Source organism: Streptomyces sp. FIT100, assembly GCF_024584805.1.
In the GTDB taxonomy this organism is placed as follows: Bacteria; Actinomycetota; Actinomycetes; order Streptomycetales; family Streptomycetaceae; genus Streptomyces.
Genome location: NZ_CP075715.1, coordinates 4,753,244 through 4,773,325, shown reverse-complemented (window position 1 = coordinate 4,773,325; position 20,082 = coordinate 4,753,244). Strand labels below are relative to the sequence as shown.

The 20,082-nt window shown below is 72.8% G+C and carries 21 protein-coding genes; 3 read left to right on the top strand and 18 right to left on the bottom strand.

The window, feature by feature from the left end; genetic code table 11:
- Positions 1-10: 10 nt before the first annotated feature.
- The 7 genes from KK483_RS21700 to tsaB form a co-directional block, all read right to left on the bottom strand.
- Positions 11-667, bottom strand: coding sequence for a hypothetical protein (locus KK483_RS21700; RefSeq protein WP_262006858.1), 657 nt, complete (start codon positions 665-667; stop codon positions 11-13).
- A 10-nt stretch (positions 668-677) separates the two neighbouring features.
- On the bottom strand, positions 678-1,973 hold the full coding sequence (locus KK483_RS21695) for an RNA polymerase sigma factor (RefSeq protein WP_262006857.1): 1,296 nt from the start codon (positions 1,971-1,973) through the stop codon (positions 678-680).
- Positions 1,974-2,035: 62 nt separating this feature from the next.
- Positions 2,036-2,392, bottom strand: coding sequence for a YciI family protein (locus tag KK483_RS21690; RefSeq protein WP_262006856.1), 357 nt, complete (start codon positions 2,390-2,392; stop codon positions 2,036-2,038).
- 97 nt (positions 2,393-2,489) lie between these two features.
- On the bottom strand, positions 2,490-2,852 hold the full coding sequence (locus tag KK483_RS21685; protein ID WP_262006855.1) for a hypothetical protein: 363 nt from the start codon (positions 2,850-2,852) through the stop codon (positions 2,490-2,492).
- Entirely contained in the window at positions 2,849-3,967 is a 1,119-nt protein-coding gene (gene tsaD, locus KK483_RS21680) for a tRNA (adenosine(37)-N6)-threonylcarbamoyltransferase complex transferase subunit TsaD (protein WP_262006854.1), read from the bottom strand. The genes KK483_RS21685 and tsaD overlap by 4 nt, the downstream gene beginning before the upstream one ends.
- Positions 3,960-4,493 carry a ribosomal protein S18-alanine N-acetyltransferase gene (gene rimI / locus KK483_RS21675; RefSeq protein ID WP_262006853.1) on the bottom strand — a complete coding sequence of 178 codons (534 nt, stop codon included), beginning with the start codon at positions 4,491-4,493 and terminating at the stop codon, positions 3,960-3,962. Before rimI ends, tsaD begins: the two co-directional genes overlap by 8 nt.
- The gene (gene tsaB, locus KK483_RS21670) at positions 4,490-5,143 is read right to left on the bottom strand and encodes a tRNA (adenosine(37)-N6)-threonylcarbamoyltransferase complex dimerization subunit type 1 TsaB (protein WP_262006852.1); all 654 of its coding nucleotides are present in this window, start codon (positions 5,141-5,143) and stop codon (positions 4,490-4,492) included. The genes rimI and tsaB overlap by 4 nt, the downstream gene beginning before the upstream one ends.
- A gap of 133 nt (positions 5,144-5,276) precedes the next feature.
- On the opposite strand from tsaB, the gene KK483_RS21665 reads away from it, so the two are divergent.
- The gene (locus KK483_RS21665; RefSeq protein WP_262006851.1) at positions 5,277-5,840 is read left to right on the top strand and encodes a hypothetical protein; all 564 of its coding nucleotides are present in this window, start codon (positions 5,277-5,279) and stop codon (positions 5,838-5,840) included.
- Positions 5,841-6,082: 242 nt separating this feature from the next.
- Here KK483_RS21665 and KK483_RS21660 read toward each other — a convergent pair whose 3' ends face one another.
- The 7 genes from KK483_RS21660 to glmS form a co-directional block, all read right to left on the bottom strand.
- A complete protein-coding gene (locus KK483_RS21660; protein WP_262006850.1) occupies positions 6,083-6,286 on the bottom strand; it encodes a hypothetical protein in 204 nt (67 codons plus the stop codon).
- A gap of 172 nt (positions 6,287-6,458) precedes the next feature.
- Positions 6,459-6,998, bottom strand: a complete 540-nt coding sequence (gene tsaE, locus KK483_RS21655) for a tRNA (adenosine(37)-N6)-threonylcarbamoyltransferase complex ATPase subunit type 1 TsaE (RefSeq protein WP_262006849.1) — start codon at positions 6,996-6,998, stop codon at positions 6,459-6,461.
- Complete coding sequence (locus KK483_RS21650) at positions 6,967-8,199, bottom strand: alpha/beta fold hydrolase (protein WP_262006848.1); 1,233 nt, start codon at positions 8,197-8,199, stop codon at positions 6,967-6,969. Before KK483_RS21650 ends, tsaE begins: the two co-directional genes overlap by 32 nt.
- A gap of 31 nt (positions 8,200-8,230) precedes the next feature.
- The gene (alr, locus tag KK483_RS21645) at positions 8,231-9,385 is read right to left on the bottom strand and encodes an alanine racemase (protein ID WP_262006847.1); all 1,155 of its coding nucleotides are present in this window, start codon (positions 9,383-9,385) and stop codon (positions 8,231-8,233) included.
- A gap of 105 nt (positions 9,386-9,490) precedes the next feature.
- The gene (locus KK483_RS21640; protein WP_262006846.1) at positions 9,491-10,924 is read right to left on the bottom strand and encodes an NAD(P)H-hydrate dehydratase; all 1,434 of its coding nucleotides are present in this window, start codon (positions 10,922-10,924) and stop codon (positions 9,491-9,493) included.
- A gap of 717 nt (positions 10,925-11,641) precedes the next feature.
- Entirely contained in the window at positions 11,642-12,010 is a 369-nt protein-coding gene (locus tag KK483_RS21635; RefSeq protein WP_242329318.1) for a holo-ACP synthase, read from the bottom strand.
- Positions 12,007-13,854, bottom strand: coding sequence for a glutamine--fructose-6-phosphate transaminase (isomerizing) (glmS, locus tag KK483_RS21630; RefSeq protein WP_262006845.1), 1,848 nt, complete (start codon positions 13,852-13,854; stop codon positions 12,007-12,009). The genes KK483_RS21635 and glmS overlap by 4 nt, the downstream gene beginning before the upstream one ends.
- Positions 13,855-13,961: 107 nt before the next feature.
- On the opposite strand from glmS, the gene coaA reads away from it, so the two are divergent.
- Positions 13,962-14,954 carry a type I pantothenate kinase gene (coaA, locus tag KK483_RS21625; protein ID WP_262006844.1) on the top strand — a complete coding sequence of 331 codons (993 nt, stop codon included), beginning with the start codon at positions 13,962-13,964 and terminating at the stop codon, positions 14,952-14,954.
- Positions 14,955-14,964: 10 nt separating this feature from the next.
- On the top strand, positions 14,965-15,915 hold the full coding sequence (locus KK483_RS21620) for a DUF389 domain-containing protein (protein ID WP_262006843.1): 951 nt from the start codon (positions 14,965-14,967) through the stop codon (positions 15,913-15,915).
- Between the two features lie 55 nt (positions 15,916-15,970).
- Here KK483_RS21620 and KK483_RS21615 read toward each other — a convergent pair whose 3' ends face one another.
- The 4 genes from KK483_RS21615 to rplM all read right to left on the bottom strand — a co-directional run bounded on the left by KK483_RS21615 (position 15,971) and on the right by rplM (position 20,054).
- Positions 15,971-17,383 (bottom strand): S9 family peptidase, encoded by a 1,413-nt coding sequence (locus KK483_RS21615; protein WP_262006842.1) that lies wholly within the window; start codon positions 17,381-17,383, stop codon positions 15,971-15,973.
- A 140-nt stretch (positions 17,384-17,523) separates the two neighbouring features.
- On the bottom strand, positions 17,524-18,882 hold the full coding sequence (gene glmM / locus KK483_RS21610; protein ID WP_262006841.1) for a phosphoglucosamine mutase: 1,359 nt from the start codon (positions 18,880-18,882) through the stop codon (positions 17,524-17,526).
- Positions 18,883-19,050: 168 nt separating this feature from the next.
- On the bottom strand, positions 19,051-19,569 hold the full coding sequence (gene rpsI, locus KK483_RS21605; protein WP_242329312.1) for a 30S ribosomal protein S9: 519 nt from the start codon (positions 19,567-19,569) through the stop codon (positions 19,051-19,053).
- Positions 19,570-19,610: 41 nt separating this feature from the next.
- Positions 19,611-20,054, bottom strand: a complete 444-nt coding sequence (rplM, locus tag KK483_RS21600; RefSeq protein WP_262006840.1) for a 50S ribosomal protein L13 — start codon at positions 20,052-20,054, stop codon at positions 19,611-19,613.
- Between the last annotated feature and the right edge of the window lie 28 nt (positions 20,055-20,082).

Below are 20,082 nucleotides of genomic sequence, written 5' to 3'. Positions count from 1 at the left end.
TGACGGTGGGTCAGCGATGCGCGTCGGCCGCCGTGTTCGCGGGCGGGGCGCTCGTCACGGTGAGGCGGATCGCCCAGCGGTAGTGCGACACGGCCTTCACGACGCCGATGAGGCCCATCACCCACAGGATCGTGCCCGCACCGATGAGGTACGCGACCTCGCCGTAAGTGGTGCTGCCCGGGCGGGCCGTGGCCGAGGTCGCGAAGGAGGTCCAGAGGCCGAGGGCGCCGAGCGCGAAGGAGACCAGCAGCCAGGCCATGCTGAGGACCGGCCTGCGGAGACCGGCGTCGCGGGCCGGGGTGCGGGCCAATGCCGCCCACTGGCAGAGCAGTTCGCGCATCCGGCGGTCGCGGCGTACGCCGAAGGCGACGGCGAGCGCGGTCGGCACCAGGATGGCGATGCCGATCGCGCCGCCGACCGCGAGGAGGACGAGGCTGACCGGATCGACGCCGGGGCCCATCGAGACCAGCCCGGCGCCCACGCATCCCCACCCCAGCTGGAGCAGCGCCACCGCGAGCAGGAACAGCAGCAGTTTCGGTGTGCCGAGCGTGCGCCGTGTGAGGTCGTGCAGGACCGCCGCCCGGTCGGCGAGCATCGCGTCGCGGTCGGGCCAGGTGCGTATCTCGACGGGCGGGGGCGGCGGCGGCAAGGGGGTGCGGCGGGGCATGAGTGCGAGGCTATCGCCCCAGATCGGCGGCCTTCGCCAGCAGCAACTCGCGTTCCCGTGCGTTGCGCGCCAGCGACGCCGCTCGCTCGAACTCCGCGCGGGCCTCGGCCGTGCGGCCCAGCCGCGCGAGCAGATCGCCGCGCACGCTGGGGAGCAAGTGGTAGTCCTTCAGGGCGGGTTCGGCGGCGACACCGTCGACGATCGCGAGGGCCGCGGCCGGTCCCTCGGTCATGGAGACGGCGACCGCGCGGTTCACCTCGACGACCGGGGACGGGGCGACGGCGGCGAGGCGGGCGTAGAGGGCCGCGATGGTCGTCCAGTCGGTGTCCTCGTACGTCACCGCCTGCGCGTGGCACGCGGCGATCGCGGCCTGGAGGGCGTACGGGCCGGGCGCGTCGCCGGCCGTGGCGTGGGCGCGGGCGAGGGCCGCGAAGCCGCGGCGGACGAGGAGCTGGTTCCAGCGGCGGCGGTTCTGGTCGGCGAGGAGGACGGGCGCGCCGTCGGGTCCGGTGCGGGCGGCCGTACGGGACGCCTGGAGCTCCAGCAGGGCGGCGAGGCCGTGGACTTCGGGTTCCTTCGGCATGAGGGCCGCGAGCACGCGGGCGAGGCGCAGCGCGTCCTCGCACAGGCCGGGGCGCAGCCAGTCGTCGCCGACGGTGGCGGCGTAACCCTCGTTGAAGATGAGGTAGATGACGTCGAGCACCGACGACAGCCGCTCGGCGCGCCCGGCACCGTAGGGGACTTCGAAGGGCACGCTCGCCTTGGCCAGCGTCCGTTTGGCGCGCACGATGCGCTGCGCGACGGTCGGCTCCGGGACGAGGAACGCGCGGGCGATCTCCTCGGTCGTGAGGCCGCCGAGCATCCGCAGCGTCAGCGCGATGCGCGCCTCGGCGGAGAGCACGGGGTGGCAGGCGGTGAAGACGAGCCGCAGCAGGTCGTCGTCGATGTCGTCGGGGCCGGAGGCAAGGTCCGCGGGGTCGGGTTCGTACGCCGCTGCCGCCGTCTCCAGGTCGCGCCCCATCTCGGCGAGCTTGCGCGCGTACGTGTCGCGACGGCGCACGAGGTCGATCGCGCGGTGCTTGGCGGTGGCCATGAGCCAGGCGCCCGGGTTGTCCGGGACGCCCGACTCCGGCCACTGCTCCAGCGCGGCGACCAGAGCGTCCTGCGCCAGTTCCTCGGCGATGCCGATGTCCCGGACGATGCGGGCCACGGCGGCGATGATCCGTGCGGACTCGATCCGGAAGACGGTCGCGACCGTCCCGGCGGCGGAGTCGGCGGAGTCGGCGGCGTTGTGTGCGTCGCTCACGGACACCCATCAGAGCACCCGTGGGACGCGGCGGCAAACAGGCGTCGGACGCGGGGTGGGGGTCAGCCCGCGGCGATCTCGCGGACCTCGCAGGTGATGTTCCAGTGCTCCTCGTGGATCTCCAGGAAGCGCTTGGTCCACTCGACCGCCTCGGCCATGTCCTTGGCCTGGACGATCGCGTAGCCGCCGACGATCTCCTTCGCCTCGGTGAACGGGCCGTCGGTGACGGAGAACTTCCCTCCGGACCAGGTGACGCGCTTGCCCTCGGAGGTGGGGTGGAGGCCGGCGTTGTCCAGCATGACGCCGGCCTTGGTCATCTCCTCCAGCAGCTTCCCCATCCGCTCCATGAGCTCCGGGCTGGGGCCCTCGGCGGGCAGCGCGGACTCGTCGAGACGGATCATCGACAGATAGCGGGGCATGGTGGCTCCTCGGGTCGGTCGGCGGGGCTGTTCCCCGCCTCTCACCCTCTACGTCGAACGGGAGGGACACCGATCGACACGGCCGCCGGAATTTTTCTCAGGACGGCCCGTCGGGCTGTCCTGCGGTGAAGTCGAGCGACTCGAAACGCCAGCGGTGCACGGGCCGCATGATCAGCTCCGCGGCCGGTTCCGGCAGCTCGGGCAGCTCGGGCTGCGGAGCTGCCTGTCCCGGCTGCTCCGAGTGCTCCGGCTGCTCCGGGTGCTCCGGGCGCTCCGGCTGCTCGGTGTCGGGCCCCGGGGCCTCCCACCAGGTCAGCACCAGCACCCGCTCGCCCGGCGCCCGGAAGGTCTCCCTCCGCAAGGGCCTGCGGGGCAGCTCCCGCGTCCGCGCCCACTCCAGCAGCTCCGCGCCGCGCCCCTCGGCCGCCCGCGCCTCCCACATCAGCGTGACGACGGTCATGAGTAGAGGTTGTCCTTGCTGACCTCGTGCACATGGTCGTGGTCGTGCACATGGTCGTGGCCGTGGTGGTGCGCGCCCGGCACGTGCGGGTCCGTCACCGGCAGCGACGAGTCGGCCGACAGCTCCCAGTCGGACGCCGGCCGGTTCCGCGCCACCATCTCGGCGCCGAGCGCCGCGACCATCGCGCCGTTGTCCGTGCACAGCTTCGGCCGCGGCACCCGCAGCCGGATCCCGGCCCGCTCGCAGCGCTCCTCCGCCAGCGTGCGCAGCCGCGAGTTCGCCGCGACACCGCCGCCGATCATCAGGTGGTCGACGCCCTCGTCCTTGCAGGCCCGCACGGCCTTGCGGGTCAGCACGTCGACCACGGCCTCCTGGAAGGAGGCCGCCACGTCCCGTACGGGCACCTCCTCGCCGGCCGCCCGCTTCGCCTCGATCCAGCGCGCCACGGCCGTCTTGAGCCCGGAGAAGGAGAAGTCGTACGCCGGGTCGCGCGGGCCGCTCAGCCCGCGCGGGAACGCGATCGCCGACGGGTCGCCCTCCTTCGCCAGCCGGTCGATGACCGGGCCGCCGGGGAAGCCGAGGTTCAGGACGCGCGCGATCTTGTCGAAAGCCTCGCCCGCCGCGTCGTCGATGGTCGCGCCCATGGGCCGTACGTCGCTCGTGATGTCCGGCGCGAGCAGCAGCGACGAGTGTCCGCCGGAGACCAGCAGCGCCATCGTCGGCTCGGGCAGCGGACCGTGCTCCAGCTGGTCCACGCAGATGTGCGAGGCGAGGTGGTTCACCCCGTACAGCGGCTTGTCCAGCGCGTACGCGTACGCCTTCGCCGCCGAGACGCCCACCAGCAGCGCGCCGGCGAGGCCGGGGCCCGCGGTCACCGCGATGCCGTCGAGGTCGCGGGCGCTCACCCCGGCGTCCTTCAGGGCGCGCTCGATCGTCGGGACCATCGCCTCCAGGTGGGCCCGGGACGCCACCTCCGGCACGACCCCGCCGAAGCGCGCGTGCTCGTCGACGCTGGAGGCGATGGCATCGGCGAGCAGCGTGGTGCCGCGGACGATGCCGACGCCCGTCTCGTCGCAGGACGTCTCGATGCCGAGGACGAGAGGTTCGTCAGCCATGGTTATCGGTTCCTTGTACGTCGTGTACGTGCAGGCGCATGACGAGGGCGTCGACGTTGCCCGGCTGGTAGTAGCCGCGGCGGAAGCCGATGGGCTCGAAGCCGAAGCGCTCGTACAGCTTCTGCGCGCGGGTGTTGTCCACCCGTACTTCGAGGAGCACCTCGTCGCACTCGAATGCGGTGGCGTGCTGGAGCAGGTCGGTCAGCAGCCGGGCGCCGAGCCCGGTGCCCCACTGGTCGCGGGCGACGGCGATGGTCTGCACGTCGCCGAGGCCGCCCGCGGCCGCGAGGCCCGCGTAGCCGACGATCCGGCCCTCGGCGCCCGCGGCGGAGCCGCCTTGGTCCGAAGTCTCGGCCACCACGTAGCGGCGGGTCGCCTTCGGGCCGCGCGCGTGCGCCAGCTCGGACCAGAACATGCCCGGGGACCAGGCGTCCTCCGGGAACAGCTCGTGTTCGAGGTCCAGCACGGGGCCGAGGTCCCACCAGCGCATCTCGCGCAGCACCGCGGTGGTCGTACCGGCGGTCATGTCGGCGTGACCACCTTGTAGTTCTTCGGCACCTGGGCGTCCGGGCGGCGCAGGTAGAGCGGTCGGGGCGGCAGCAGTTCCTCGCCGGCGGCCAGCTTCTCGGCGGCGAGCGAGGCGAGGGCGGCGGCCGACTGGTGCTCCGGGCCGCGGGCGTCGGGGAAGGTCTCCGGGTAGAGCAGCGCGCCCGCGCCGACGGCCGGCAGCCCCGCGACCTGATCGGCGATCTCGGCCGGCCGGTCCACGGCCGGCTCGCTCACGCGTGTGCGGAAGCCGTCGTACCGCGCCCAGTAGACCTCCTTGCGGCGCGCGTCCGTCGCCACCACGAAGGGCCCTTCGAGCCCGGAGGCGTACGCGAGCCCGTCGAGGGTGCACAGGCCGTGGACCGGGATCCCGAGCGCCGAGCCGAACGTCGAGGCGGTCACCAGGCCGACGCGGAGCCCGGTGTACGGACCCGGGCCGGCGCCGACCACGAGGTCCGTGACGGCACCGAGTTTCAGTCCCGCTTCGGCGAGCACGCGGTCGACGGCGGGCAGCAGCAGCTCCCCGTGGCGGCGCGCGTCGGTCGACGTGGCCTCGGCGACGACGGACGTGCCGTCGTGGAGGGCGACGGTGACGGCGGGGGTGGCGGTATCAACGGCGAGCAGGAGCACGCAAACAGCCTACGGCCACGACGGCGGGGCGCGGTGTCCCGCACCGGCGTCCCGTACGGGCCCCGCCCTGCTGCTACCGTCACCGTCCAGGCAGGCACATACCCTGTCGGGTACGCACGAAAGGGGCACCGCGGTGGCAAGAAGCAGCTCGGGGGCGGTGGCCGGGCTCACTGCGGTGGCGCTGGCCGTGGTCGCCTTCCTCGCCTACCAGGCATCGGCGCACGTACCCGCGGCCCTCAAGGAGCCGGCCGCCGTGCCCACCGCCCCCGCCGCCCCGTCCGGCGGTGCCGCGGCCGACCAGGCGCGCAAGGAGCCGCTGGCCGTCCCCCGGGGCTCCGGCACGGGGCTGCGGGTCGTCTACGCGCTGACCGACCGGCGGGTCTGGCTGGTGGACGAGGCGGGGCAGGCCACGCGGACCTTCGGGGTCATGCCGAGCAGCGTGAACCCGCGGCCCGGGACGTACTCGGTGACGTCGCGCAGCGGCCGGATCACGGGGTCGGACGGGGTGCGGATCGAGCACGTCGTGCGGTTCACGAGCGTCGACAACGTGAACATCGGCTTCAGCTCCGCCATGGACGGCTCGATGCCGGAGCCGGATCCGCAGCTCAGGACGGGCGGCGTGCGGATGAAGCGCGCGGACGGAGACGCGATGTGGGCGTTCGCGACGATCGGCTCCAAGATCGTCGTCGTTCCGTAGGCACCGTCGCCCCGCAGGCACCGTCGCCCCGCAGGCACCGTCGCCCCGCAGGCACCCTCGTCCCGCAGGCACCGTCGCCCCGCAGGCACCGTCGCCCCGCAGGCACCGTCGTCCCGCAGGCGTCGCCCTCGATGCGTCGTCCTCCAGGCGCCGCACCGCAGGCCGCACCGCAGGCGCCGCACCGCGGCCGTCGTCGCGCAGACATACGCTCCCCGGCGCCGCCACCGGTTCACCCGAACGGACTACGCCGCCTCGCGCCGTTTCTCCTGCTCCCTGGTGGCGGCGGGCGCCTCGGCCCGCTCGCGCTCGGCTTCCCGCTCGCGCGGCGGGGTCGAGACGGCGCTCGCCGCGGCGCACGACGCCAGCAGATCCCGCATCGAGAAGGCCGTCGGTGACAGCGGTCGTGGCCGCTGCCGCGGCCGGTCTTCGTGCTCGGACGCCGACATGGATGCCTCCTGGCGCTCCGGGGGCAGGCGTGGTTAGGTACACCTAACCTGGTGTCGGTATCCATGTGACCACGTGCGCGGCGGCCGATGCAACACTTTCCCGACGTCTTGTCGGAACGCACACACGCGGCAGGTCAGAGGGCGCGCCACGGGGCGCGGCCGACGCCCTGGGTCAGGCCGTGAGTCCGCCGAGCCCCGCGTCGGCCCACCGCGCGCCCACGCCCGTCACGGTCACCGTGCGCCGCTCGTCGTCCGTGTTGCCCACGACGCGGTGGATCACCACGTGCAGCCGGTCGTCGGAGAGGTCCTCGACCTTGCCGTCGCCCCACTCGACGACCACGATCGACTCGGGCAGCGAGACATCGAGGTCCAGGTCCTCCATCTCGTCCAGCCCGCCGCCCAGCCGGTAGGCGTCCACGTGCACCAGCGCCGGGCCACCGGTCAGCGAGGGGTGGACGCGGGCGATCACGAAGGTCGGCGACGTCACGGCGCCGCGCACGCCCAGGCCCTCCCCCAGCCCGCGCGCCAGTGTCGTCTTGCCCGCGCCGAGCTCACCGCTGAGCATGACCAGATCACCCGGCCGCAGCAGTTTCGCGAGCCTGCGGCCCAGCTCCTGCATCCGGTCCGGGGAGGTGAGGGTGGTACGGACTGCCCCAGAAGTGAGGGCCTGCGGGACGGCCTCAGCCGCCGGGCTCTGCGGTACTGCTTCCATACGTGCCAACGTTAGCCGCTGCCGGCATCGCGCCGACCCGGGCCAGCAGGTCCGCCAGCCGATCGGTGACCACCACCGGATGCTCCAGCATCACCAGGTGCCCGGCGTCCGGCACGATCACCAGCTCGGAGTCCGGCAGCAGATCGGCGATCGCCTCACTGTGCGAGCTCGGCGTGACCAGGTCCTTGTCCCCGGCCAGGACCAGCACCGGGACCTCCTGGAAGACGTCCAGCACCTCCGCCTTGTCGTGCTCCTGGAAGGCCGGGTAGAACTCGGCGACCACGTCGATCGGGGTCCCCTCGATCATCCGCTCGGCGAACCGGGCCACCGCCGGATCGACGTCCTTCGAGCTGAACGAGTAGCGCTTGATCAGGCCCGCGAACAGATCGGCGGTGGCCCTGCGGCCCCGCTCGACCAGCTCCGCCTGCGAACCGAGCGCCTTCAGCACACCGGGAAGCACCCGCCGCACCACGTTCACCCCCGCCACCGGAAGGCCGTAGTTCACCTCGCCGAGCCGGCCCGCCGACGTACCGACGAAGGCGACGCCGACCACCCGCTCCCGGATCAGCTCCGGGTAGGCGGCCGCCAGCGCCATCAGCGTCATGCCGCCCATCGAATGGCCGACCAGCACCAGCGGGCCGTCGGGCGCCGCCGCGTCGATCACCGCCTTGAGGTCCCGGCCGAGCTGGTCGATGGAGACCGGCACCCCCTCGGGACCCGACTGGGCCGCCCCGCGGCCCGAGCGGCCGTGGCTGCGCTGGTCCCAGTGGACCGTACGGATCAGGCCGCGCAGCGCGGCCCGCTGGAAGTGCCAGGAGTCCTGGCTCAGGCAGTAGCCGTGGCTGAAGACGACGGTGACCGGCGCGGGCGCCTTGCGGCCGAAGAGCCGGCGCCTGCGCGGCGCCGCGCCGCCCGCCTCGGGGTCGACCTCGTCGATCTCGTAGTACAGCGCCGTGCCGTCGTCGGCCGTGGCCCGGCCGGGGACACCGCGCAGCGACCCGTACGGACCGGAGGCGTCCAGCGCGAGCCGGGCCTTGCGGCGCATCCCGCGGCCCACGGTCATCCGCTCTATCGCGACACCCGCCGCCGCACCGGCGGCGATCACCCCTATGGCGGCGCCGGCGAAGCCCGCCCGGCGCCAGTTGCCCGTGGCGGCGTCGGTCACCGCCGCCGCCACGTCCCCCGCGCTGCTCTCGCTCACCCTGCCGCTCCCACTGCTCTCGCCGGTCCTGTCACTGCTCGTCGTCGATATAGACGCGCGGGACCCGCGTCCCGATCCGGGTCACGATCTCGTACGCGATCGTGTCCGCCGCCTCGGCCCAGTCCTCGGCGGACGGCTCGCCCCGGTCGCCGGGGCCGAACAGCACGGCCTCGGCCCCCGCTCCGACCTCCTCGGCGCCGTGCGGGCCGAGGTCGACCACGAACTGGTCCATGGCGACCCGCCCGGCCACCCGCCGCCACGCCCCGCCGACCAGCACCGGGCCGCGGCCCGAGGCGTGCCGCGGAATGCCGTCCGCGTAGCCGACCGGGACCAGTCCCAGGGTCGTCTCACGGTCCGTCACATAGTGGTGGCCGTAGCTCACCCCGTGGCCCGCGGGGACGTGCTTCACGAGCGCCACCGCCGCCTTGAGCGTCATGACCGGCCGCAGACCGAAGTCGGCGGAGCCGCCCAGCTCGGGGCTGGGCGAGATCCCGTACACGGCGATGCCCGTGCGCACCAGGTCGAAGTGGCTCTCCGGAAGGGTCAGCGTCGCCGGGGAGTTGGCGATGTGCCGGACCTCGGGCTCGATGCCCTCCTTCTCGGCGTACGCCACCAGATCCCTGAAGACCGCCAACTGGGCGGCGATGGAGGGGTGCCCCGGCTCGTCGGCGCAGGCGAAGTGCGACCACAGGCCGGTGACCCGGATCGTGCCCGCCTCCTCGGCGGCGCGGGCGGCCGCGACCAGGCCGGCCCAGTCGGCGGGCTGGCAGCCGCCGCGCCCGAGGCCCGTGTCGGCCTTGAGCTGGACACGGGCCCGCCGACCGGCGTCGCGCGCCGCGTCGGTGGCCTCGCGCAGCGCCCACATGTCGCTCACCGACACGTCCAGGTCTGCCTCGATCGCCTCGCGCCAGGGCCCGCCGGGCGTCCACAGCCAGCACAGCACCCGGCTGCGGATCCCGGCCGCCCGCAGCGCGAGCGCCTCCTCGGGCGTCGCCGTGCCGAGCCATGCGGCGCCCGCGTCGAGCGCGGCCTTCGCACAGGGCACCATCCCGTGTCCGTACGCGTCCGACTTCACCACGGCCATGACGGCGGCGCGGGGCGCCCGCGCGCGCAGTGCGCGGACGTTGGCGCGCAGCGCGGCGAGGTCGATCTCGGCGCGGGCTCGAAAAGGTGCGTTCTGAGTCATCGTTGTCAGTCTCTCAGAGCACTGTGACAGAGTTTGTGCGGCAACGACCATGAGTGGCCCTGGTCACCCGCGTGACGGGCGGCGCTTCGTGGATTCGTACGACCATCAAGGCGTCGTCGTGTCGCGCCACGCCCGCGGGAGCGCCGTCGCCACGTCATGGGCCGACACCGGGGCGTCGCGCGAGACCAGACGGGCCGCCAGACCGTGCAGATACGCGCCCACCGACCCGGCGTCGAGCGGCGCCAGGCCCGCCGCGAGCAGCGAACCGGTCAGGCCCGACAGCACATCGCCGCTCCCGGCGGTGGCGAGCCAGGAGGTGCCCGTCGGGTTCACCCGGACCGCCCGGCGGGGATCCGGGTCGGCGACGAGCGTCGTCGAGCCCTTGAGCAGTACCGTCGCGCCGTACTTGGCGGCCAGCGCCCGTACGGAGGCCAGCCGCGCCCCCTCCACCTCCTCGCGTGCCACGCCGAGCAGCGCGGCCGCCTCCCCCGCGTGCGGGGTCAGCAGGGTCGGTGCGCTGCGGGCCCGGACCGCGGCCGGGTCGAGACCGCGGAGCCCGTCCGCGTCGACCAGCACCGGTACGTCCGATTCCAGCACCTCGTCCACGCCCGGGCTGTCGCCGAGCCCCGGCCCGACCACCCACGCCTGGACCCGGCCCGCCTTCGAGGGGGGCCAGCCGTGCACCAGGGCCTCCGGGAAGCGGGCGATGACGGCGTCGGAGCCCGGTCCCACGTACCGCACGGCCCCCGCGCCGCCGCGCAGCGCCCCCGCCACGGCGAGCACGGCGGCGCCCGGGTAGCGGGCGGAGCCCGCGACCACACCCACCACCCCGCGCCGGTACTTGTCGCTCTCCGCGGCCGGCACCGGCAACAGCTGTGCCACGTCCGCGTGTTGCAGCGCCTCCAGCTCGGGCACGGACGGCAGGTGCGGTCCGAGGCCGATGTCGACGAGCCGCACCGCCCCCGCGTACTCCCGTCCCGGGTCGACCAGCAGCCCCGGCTTGTACGCGCCGAAGGTCACGGTCGCGTCCGCCCGCACCGCCTCGCCGCCGACCTCGCCCGTGTCCGCCTCGATGCCGCTCGGCAGGTCGACGGCGAGCACCACCGCGCCGGAGCCGTGCGCCGCGCGGGCGACCGGTACGGCGTCGGGGCGCAGCCCGCCGTGGCCGCCGATGCCCGTGATGCCGTCCAGGACCAGGTCCGCGGCGGCCAGCACCTCGTACGGGTCGTCGGCGATGCGCCCCCCGGCCTTGAGCAGCGCCGCGAGGCCCGCGGCATGGGCGCTTCCGGGCACGAGCAGCACGGCGCTCACCCCGGCACCGCGGCGCGCGAGCCGGGCCCCGGCGTAGAGCGCGTCGCCCCCGTTGTCCCCGCTCCCGACGAGCAGCACGACCCGGGCCCCGTACACCCGCCCGAGCAGCCCCGCCGCCGCGGCGGCCAGCCCGGCGGCGGCCCGCTGCATGAGCGCGCCCTCCGGCAACCGGGCCATCAACTCGCCCTCGGCGGCCCGTACGGTCTCGACGCTGTACCCAAGTCGCATGCCCAGCAGTCTCCCCCGGAGGCCGCCGCCCGCGCACCCCGTCGGGCGCCGTCCGGCCCCTCGGACCGAAAACGGCCCGCACCGGACATCCGGCCGGGGCGGCCGGGGCGGCCGGGCCGTGTCCGGCACATGGCGCCGTCCGCCTCCGGACGTACCGCAAGCACCTCCCGTGCCCCAAGGCCTACGAGTCAGCACGCGCCGGACATCGCTCGCCGACGGAACCGTCGGACACAGCCGAGCACCGGGCTAGGGCGTGTTGCGAAAGTAGCGTCGTCCGCCCGTAGGGCGGGGCGCGGCGGCGTCTGGTGCGTGCGATCGCAAGGCGGAGGAAGGAGAGCGCAGCGGGCTGCGCCGACGACCGACAACGCCGCGAGCGTGCGTGCCAGACGCCGCCGCGCAGACGGGACTTTCGCAACACGCCCTAGGTCCGACAGCGCGGCGTCGAAGCACCTCCCGTGCCCGAAGGGCTACGAGTCAGCACGCGCTGAACGTCGCTCACCGGCGCTATGCGTCGGGCAGGACACGTCGGACACGGCCCGGCGCCGCGGGCTCGCACGACCAGGCAGGCCACCGCCTGCCCGAGAAGCCGTGCCCGGATGGCGCTGCCACCGCCATCGCCCCGGCGGCAGCCGCACCGCGCCCGGCCCCGGCACGGGGACACCCGCACCCGGCGTCCTGCCCCGGGGCCAGAGCCCGTGGGAGGCCCGTGGAGGCGCGTCAGCCCTCCGCGATCACCACCGCGGACGCCACCCCCGCGTCATGGCTCAGCGACACGTGCCACGACCGCACCCCCCGCGCCTCCGCCGCCGCCGCCACCGTCCCGCTCACGCGCAGCCGCGGCCGGCCCGAGTCCTCCACGTAGACCTCGCAGTCCGTCCAGTGGAGCCCGGACGGCGCGCCGAGGGCCTTGGCGACCGCCTCCTTCGCGGCGAAGCGGACCGCGAGGGAGGCGACGCCCCGCCGCTCGCCGCTCGGCAGGAGCAGTTCGCTCTCGACGAAGAGACGCTTCGCGAGGCCCGGCGTCCGGCGCAGCGCGTCGTCGAACCGGTCGATCTCGGCCACGTCGATCCCCACCCCGATGATCATTCGACGGTGACCGACTTCGCCAGGTTCCGCGGCTGGTCCACCTCGTTGCCCCGCGCCGTCGCCAGCTCGCACGCGAACACCTGCAACGGGACCGTCGCGACCAGCGGTTGCAGCAGCGCCGGCGTCGCCGGGATGCGGATGAGGTGGTCCGCGTACGGCTCGACCGCCTCGTCGCCCTCCTCCGCGATCACGATGGTCCGGGCGCCCCGGGCGCGGATCTCCTGGATGTTCGACACGATCTTGTCGTGCAGAACGGACCGGCTGCGCGGCGACGGAACGACGATCACCACCGGCAGATCGTTCTCGATGAGGGCGATCGGGCCGTGCTTGAGCTCGCCCGCCGCGAAGCCCTCGGCGTGCATGTACGCCAGTTCCTTCAGCTTCAGCGCGCCCTCCAGGGCGACCGGGTAGCCGACGTGCCGGCCCAGGAACAGCACCGTGTTCTTGCGGGACAGCGAGCGGGCCAGTTCCCGGACCGGCTCCATGGTCTCCAGGACCCGGTCCACTTCCCCCGCGATCTGCGACAGGTCGCGGATGACGGCCCGGATCTCGTCGCCCCACTTGGTGCCCCGGACCTGGCCCAGGTAGAGGGCGACCAGGTAGCAGGCGACCAGCTGGGTCAGGAACGCCTTGGTCGACGCGACGGCGACCTCGGGCCCCGCGTGTGTGTAGAGCACCGCGTCGGACTCGCGCGGGATCGTCGAGCCGTTGGTGTTGCAGATGGCCAGCACCTTCGCGCCCTGTTCGCGCGCGTGCCGCAGCGCCATCAGCGTGTCCATGGTCTCGCCGGACTGGGAGATCGCGATCACGAGCGTGCGCTGGTCCAGGATCGGGTCCCGGTAGCGGAACTCGCTGGCCAGCTCCACCTCGCAGGGGATACGCGTCCAGTGCTCGATGGCGTACTTGGCGATGAGCCCGGCGTGGAACGCCGTACCGCACGCCACGATCACGACCTTCTGCGCCTCCCTGAGCACCCCGTGCGGGATCCGCAGCTCGTCCAGGGTCAGTGATCCGCTCGCGTCGATCCGCCCGAGGAGGGTGTCCCCGACCGCCTTCGGCTGCTCGGCGATCTCCTTGAGCATGAAGTAGTCGTAGCCGCCCTTCTCGGCGGCGGAGGCATCCCAGTCCACGTGGTACGACCGCACCTCGGCCGGCGCGCCGTCGAAGTCGGTCACCGTGACGCTCTCACGCCGCAGTTCGACGACCTGGTCCTGGCCGAGCTCGATCGCCGACCGCGTGTACGCGATGAACGCGGCGACGTCCGAGGCCAGGAACGCCTCCCCGTCCCCGACGCCCACCACGAGCGGCGAGTTGCGGCGGGCGCCGACGACCACGTCCGGCTCGTCCGCGTGCACCGCGACCAGGGTGAACGCGCCTTCGAGGCGCCGGCACACCAGCCGCATCGCCTCCGCGAGTTCGCCGCACGAGGAGTGGGCCTCGGCCAGCAGATGGGCGACCACTTCGGTGTCCGTGTCGGAGTCGAGGCTGTGTCCGCGCTCGGCGAGCTCGGCCCGCAGCTCGGCGAAGTTCTCGATGATGCCGTTGTGGACGACGGCGACCCGCCCCGCGTTGTCCAGATGAGGATGCGCGTTGGCGTCGTTGGGCGCTCCGTGGGTGGCCCACCGGGTGTGCCCGATGCCCGTCGAGCCGCTCGGCAGCGGCCGGTCGACGAGCTCCTTCTCCAGATTGAGCAGCTTGCCGGCCTTCTTGGCGGCGGCGAGCCCTCCGTCGGCGAGTACGGCCACACCTGCCGAGTCGTAGCCCCGGTATTCGAGCCGCTTGAGCCCGGTGATGACGACATCGAGCGCGGACTGCGCTCCCACATAACCCACGATTCCGCACATGGCCGCAGCCTACGGCGTACCGTGCGCGACGGCCCGGACCGGAGCCACCGGGCGTGCGTGACCGACCCCACCTCCCACGACACGCCGGCAGCACCGACAATGAGCATGTGATCACTTCGCCGCCACGAAGCCGCAGGACCGAGAGGACAGAGACGTCCCCCTACGTCGACCTCACCCGTGAGGAGTGGAGCGCGCTCCGCGACAGGACCCCGCTGCCCCTCACCGCCGCCGAGGTCGAGCAGTTGCGGGGCCTCGGCGACGTCATCGACCTCGACGAGGTGCGGGACATCTATCTGCCGCTCTCCCGGCTGCTCAATCTGTACGTCGGCGCCACCGCCAACCTCCGGGGCGCGCTCAACACCTTCCTCGGCGAGGCCGGCAACGGCCACGGCACCCAGCGCGGCACGCCCTTCGTCATAGGCGTCGCGGGCTCCGTCGCCGTCGGCAAGTCCACCGTCGCCCGCCTCCTGCAGGCGCTGCTCGCCCGCTGGCCCGAGCACCCCCGGGTGGAGCTCGTCACCACCGACGGCTTCCTCCACCCGATGAAGGAGCTCCAGGACCGGGGCCTGATGTCGCGGAAGGGCTTCCCCGAGTCCTACGACCGCCGCGCGCTGACCCGCTTCGTCGCCGACATCAAGGCCGGCAAGGACGAGGTCACGGCGCCGGTCTACTCGCACCTCATCTACGACATCGTGCCCGGCGAGCGGCTCACCGTCCGCCGCCCCGACATCCTGATCGTCGAGGGCCTCAACGTCCTCCAGCCCGCCCTCCCCGGCAAGGACGGCCGCACCCGCGTCGGGCTCGCCGACTACTTCGACTTCTCCGTGTACGTCGACGCGCGGTCCGAGGACATCGAGCGCTGGTACCTCAACCGCTTCCGCAAGCTGCGCGCGACCGCCTTCCAGGACCCGTCCTCGTACTTCCGCAAGTACACCCAGGTGTCGGAGGAGGAGGCGCTGGAGTACGCGCGCACCATGTGGCGCACGATCAACGGGGTCAATCTGCTGGAGAACGTCGCACCCACCAGGGGCCGTGCCACGCTGGTCGTGCGCAAGGGCCCCGACCACAAGGTCCAGCGCCTGTCCCTTCGCAAACTCTGAGGAGCGCCGCGTGCTGCACCTGCGCCTGATCGTCCCGCCCGACCGCACGGACGAGGTCGTCAGGACCGTCGAGAAGACGGTCGGCGCCACCCATCTCGCCGTCATGACGGGCGCCGCCCGCAACCCGTCGGGCGATCTGGTGCTCTGCGACGTGGCCCGCGAGGCCGGCGACGAGCTGATCGGCCGTCTTCGGGACCTCGGGCTCGACCGGGACGGCTCGATCGCCGTCGACAGCATCGACCTCTCGCTGTCCCACCGCGCCGACAAGGCGGCGGAGGACGCCCCGGGCGAGGGCGCGGACGCGGTGCTGTGGGAGCACCTGACGGACGCGACCCACGAGGAGTCGACGCTCTCCGTCACGTATCTGGCGTTCCTGACGCTGGCGACGATGATCGCCGCATGCGGTGTGGTGCTGGACAACGCCATCCTCATCGTGGGCGCGATGGCCGTCGGCCCCGAGTTCGGCCCGCTCGCCGGCTTCAGCACGGCCGTGGTGCAGCGGCTGCCGCGGCTGGCGTGGCGCTCCCTGGTGGCGCTGATCGCGGGCTTCGCGGTGGCGATGGTGGTGACGGTGGCGTTCAGCTACTTCATGAACGGGATCGGCCTCTTCGAGGGCTCGATGCTGGCGGCGGAGCGGCCCAACACCAACTTCATCTACCGCCCCGACGCGTTCTCCTTCGTCGTCGCCGTGCTCGCCGGCATCGCCGGCACCCTGTCGCTGACCTCGGCCAAGTCGGGCGCGCTGGTCGGCGTGGCGATCTCCGTGACGACGGTGCCGGCCGCGGCGAACGCGGCGGTGGCGTTCAGCTACAGCGAGTACCAGCAGGCGTGGGGCTCCAGCGAGCAGCTGCTGCTCAATCTGCTCGGCATCATCCTGGCCGGGACGCTGACGCTGTTCGTCCAGAAATGGCTGTGGAAGAGCCAGCGGCGGCGCGCGGCGCAGCGCCGGTCGGCCCACTGACTCGGCCCACTGACTCGGCCCACTGACCTCAGCCCACTGACCTCAGCCCGCCGGCTCAGCCCGCCGACAGGGTCTCGTCCAGCCAGTCGAAGACGACCTCGCAGTGCTGCTGCGGCGCCATCGGTGAGCAGTGCAGCTGCGCGCCGGTGGCCGCGGTGAGCTTCACGTAGTCCTTGGGCGAGGTCAGCTTGTCGAACATCTGCCGCGGCTGGCCCGGGTAGAACTGCTCGTCCTCGTAGTCCAGGACCAGCGTCGGCATCTTGATGCGGTCCACGACGCCGGTGATGTCCAGCGCCTCGACGCGCCGGGCGGGGGTGTAGAAGTCGGTGAACATCTTGCCGTCGCGGGCGTCGAGCATCGCCTGCACGGAGAACGGCTCGAAGCGCTTCTTCATCGTCGCGGCATCGGCCGGAGGCAGCTCGGGGACCACCTCCTTGTTCCAGATGTTGTTGGTCTCCTGCTTGCTCGGGGTGAGGATCTCCCGGATCTCCGCCGGGAAGCCCAGCCAGGGCGACAGACAGCCCGGCATCGCCACCAGAGCGGCGATCCGGCTCTCGAAGGCCGCGGCCCGGGGGGCGAGGTCCCCCGCCATACTGAGCCCGGTCAGGGCGATCTTGCCCGTGTCCACGTCCGGGCGGGTGGAGAGCCAGTCGACGAGCGGGGTGACCACGTTCTCCCAGCGCGGCGTGAAGATCACCTGGTCGACGAAGAGCAGCTGCCCCTGGCCCGGCCCGTCGTACACAAGGGCGTTCCAGCCACGGTCCAGGGCCGCCAGGACACCGTAGGTCCACATGTCGACGTTCTGTCCGTCGCTGCCGTTCGTGAGGATCACGGTGCGGCGGCGCTGGTCGGTCTCCTCCGGCCGGAAGAACCACACCGGCATCGGGGTCCTGCCGTATGCGACGTTCGCCGTCACCGGTGCCGGATCGCACAGCTTGCAGAACGCGTCCCAGGCGCCGCGCCCGGACTTGTACAGCTGCTCCTCGCTGCCGGGGTTGTCGGAGCCGAGCACGAAGAACAGCGCCTGGCCGTAGTACTGGGCGGCCCTCAGCGCACGGAAGCGCGTGGTCTGGTCGTCGGGCCGGGGGCCCTCGGGCGCGTCCATCAGCTCGTCGCCGAGCTTCTTGAAGGTCTCGACGTACGACTGCGAGGAGAGGCCGGCCTTGTTGATCGTGTTCACGGCGGTGAGCACCTCGCCCACCTCGGCGGAGCCCTGACCGGACCCGCCGAGCGCGAGGAGGCCGTTGAAGTTGAAGCCGGGGTCCTTGAAGAGGGTCATCACCCCGGGTGTGGGACCGCCCGCCGGGGCGGAGGGCGACGCCGTACCGGCGGGGGTGGGCGCGTTCGCCGGCGACACCCCCGACGGTGTGCAGCCGGCGGCCAGCACGGCACCGGCCCCGCCGACGAGCCCGGCGAGCGCCGAGCGACGGGTGGGCCCGGATGCGCGGTCACCAAATACGTCCGTCATACCGGTCGAACGTAGGAGCCGTGCGCCCGGGCCCTGCGCCGCGACACCCGTCCTTCCCTCGGACGGCGGCGGCAACAGCCCCTTGTCGGCCCAGGGCCGACGGTCTGCCGGCCCGGTGCCTGGTTTTCCTGGCCCAGCGCCTAGCCCAGTGCCGACTTCACCGCGTCGGCCAGGCGGCCGGCCACCGAGCGGGCCTGCTCGATGTCCGCGGCCTCGACCATGACGCGCACGAGAGGCTCCGTACCGGACGGGCGCAGCAGCACCCGGCCCGTGGCACCGAGCTCCTGCTCCGCGTCGGCGACCGCCGTCGCCAGCTCCGCCGACGTCGACACCCTCGCCCTGTCCACGTCGGGGACGTTGATCAGGACCTGCGGAAGCCGGTCCATCACGGAGGCGAGGTCGGCCAGCGAGCGTCCCGTCGCCACGACCCGTGCCGCCAGCATCAGACCGGTGAGCGTCCCGTCACCCGTCGTCGCGTGGTCCAGCACGATCACATGGCCGGACTGCTCGCCGCCCAGCGCGAAGCCGTGCTCCTTCATCGACTCCAGGACGTACCGGTCGCCGACCGCGGTCTGCACGAGCGCCACACCCTCGCGCTCCATGGCCAGCTTGAAGCCGAGGTTCGACATGACGGTCGCCACGACCGTGTCCCCGCGCAGCGTGCCCGCCTCGCGCATGGCCAGGGCCAGCACGGCCAGGATCTGGTCGCCGTCGACCTCGTTGCCCGCCGCGTCCACGGCGAGGCAGCGGTCGGCGTCGCCGTCGTGGGCGATGCCGAAGTCGGCCTGGTGGTCGACGACCGCGGCCTTGAGCAGGTCCAGGTGGGTGGAGCCGCAGTTGTCGTTGATGTTGAGGCCGTCCGGCTCGGCGCCGATCGTGACGACCTCCGCCCCGGCTCGCGCGAACGCCTCGGGCGAGACCCGGGCCGCGGCGCCGTGCGCCTCGTCGAGGACGACCTTGAGCCCGTCGAGCCGGTTCGGCAGGACCGCGATCAGATGGGCGACGTACTTGTCGAAGCCCTCGTCGTAGTCGTGCACTCGGCCGACGCCGGCACCCGTCGGACGGTCCCAGGGCGCGCCGGTGCGGTGCTCCTCGTAGACGGCCTCGATCCGGTCCTCCAGCTCGTCCGCGAGCTTGTGGCCGCCGCGCGCGAAGAACTTGATCCCGTTGTCGGGCATGGCGTTGTGGCTCGCGGACAGCATCACGCCGAGGTCGGCGCCCAGCGCGCCGGTGAGGTACGCCACCGCGGGGGTGGGCAGCACACCGACGCGCAGGACGTCCACGCCCGCGCTCGCGAGACCCGCCACGACGGCGGACTCCAGGAACTCTCCGGATGCGCGGGGATCACGCCCGACCACCGCCGTCGGCCGATGGCCCTCAAACGTGCCCGCCTCGGCGAGTACGTGCGCCGCGGCGACCGACAGACCGAGCGCGAGCTCCGCCGTCAGATCCGCGTTGGCGACACCGCGCACACCGTCCGTGCCGAAGAGTCGTCCCACTGGTGTCCTCCGAAAATGCTCCGAAAACGAGGGGCCCCCGAGGGCCTTCGTGCCGTTGTACGCCCGGGGGATCGCCCCGGGCACCATCCCCTGGTATAGGGAAACGCCCCGGCAGCACGGAGTGCCACCGGGGCGAACGCATGCCCTGAAGACAGGACAGCAGGCGATTTAGCGCTTGCTGTACTGCGGGGCCTTGCGGGCCTTCTTCAGACCGGCCTTCTTGCGCTCGACCGCACGGTCGTCGCGGCTCAGGAAGCCGGCCTTCTTCAGCGGGCCGCGGTTGTTGTCCACGTCCGCCTCGTTCAGCGCGCGGGCCACGCCGAGGCGCAGGGCGCCGGCCTGGCCGGAGACACCGCCACCCGCGATGCGGGCGATGACGTCGTAGCGGCCGTCGAGCTCGAGCACCTTGAAGGGCTCGTTGACTTCCTGCTGGTGCACCTTGTTGGGGAAGTAGTCCTCAAGGGTGCGACCGTTGATCTTCCACTTGCCGGTGCCCGGGACGATCCGGACGCGGGCGATAGCGTTCTTGCGACGACCCAGGCCGGCGGCCGGCTGGGGCTCGCCGAAGCGGGACGCGAGCGACTCGCTCGTGTACTCGCCCTCGACGGGGGTCTCGGACTCGAAGGTGGTGACCTCGGCGTAGGTCTCTTCGCCCTCGAGCGGGGTCTCGGTGGTGGTCTCGGCCACGATGCTCCTCAGATTCTCTTCGTCTTAGGGGGTGGCCGGACTTACTGCGCGACCTGGGTGATCTCGAACGGAACCGGCTGCTGGGCAGCGTGCGGGTGGTTCTCGCCCGCGTAGACCTTCAGCTTCGAGAGCATCTGACGGCCGAGGGTGTTCTTGGGGAGCATGCCCTTGACGGCCTTCTCGACGGCCTTCTCGGGGTTCTTGTCGAGGAGCTCGTCGTAACGGACGGAGCGCAGACCACCCGGGTAGCCGGAGTGGCGGTACGCCATCTTCTGGGTCCGCTTGTTGCCGGACAGGTGCACCTTGTCGGCGTTGATGATGACGACGAAGTCACCGGCGTCCACGTGGGGCGCGTAGATCGGCTTGTGCTTGCCGCGCAGGAGAGTGGCGGCAGTGCTCGCCAGTCGGCCCAGGACGACGTCCTGAGCATCGATGACGTGCCACTGGCGCGTTACATCGCCGGGCTTGGGGCTGTACGTACGCACGGTCGTAGCCTTCGCTTTTTCGTGAGTG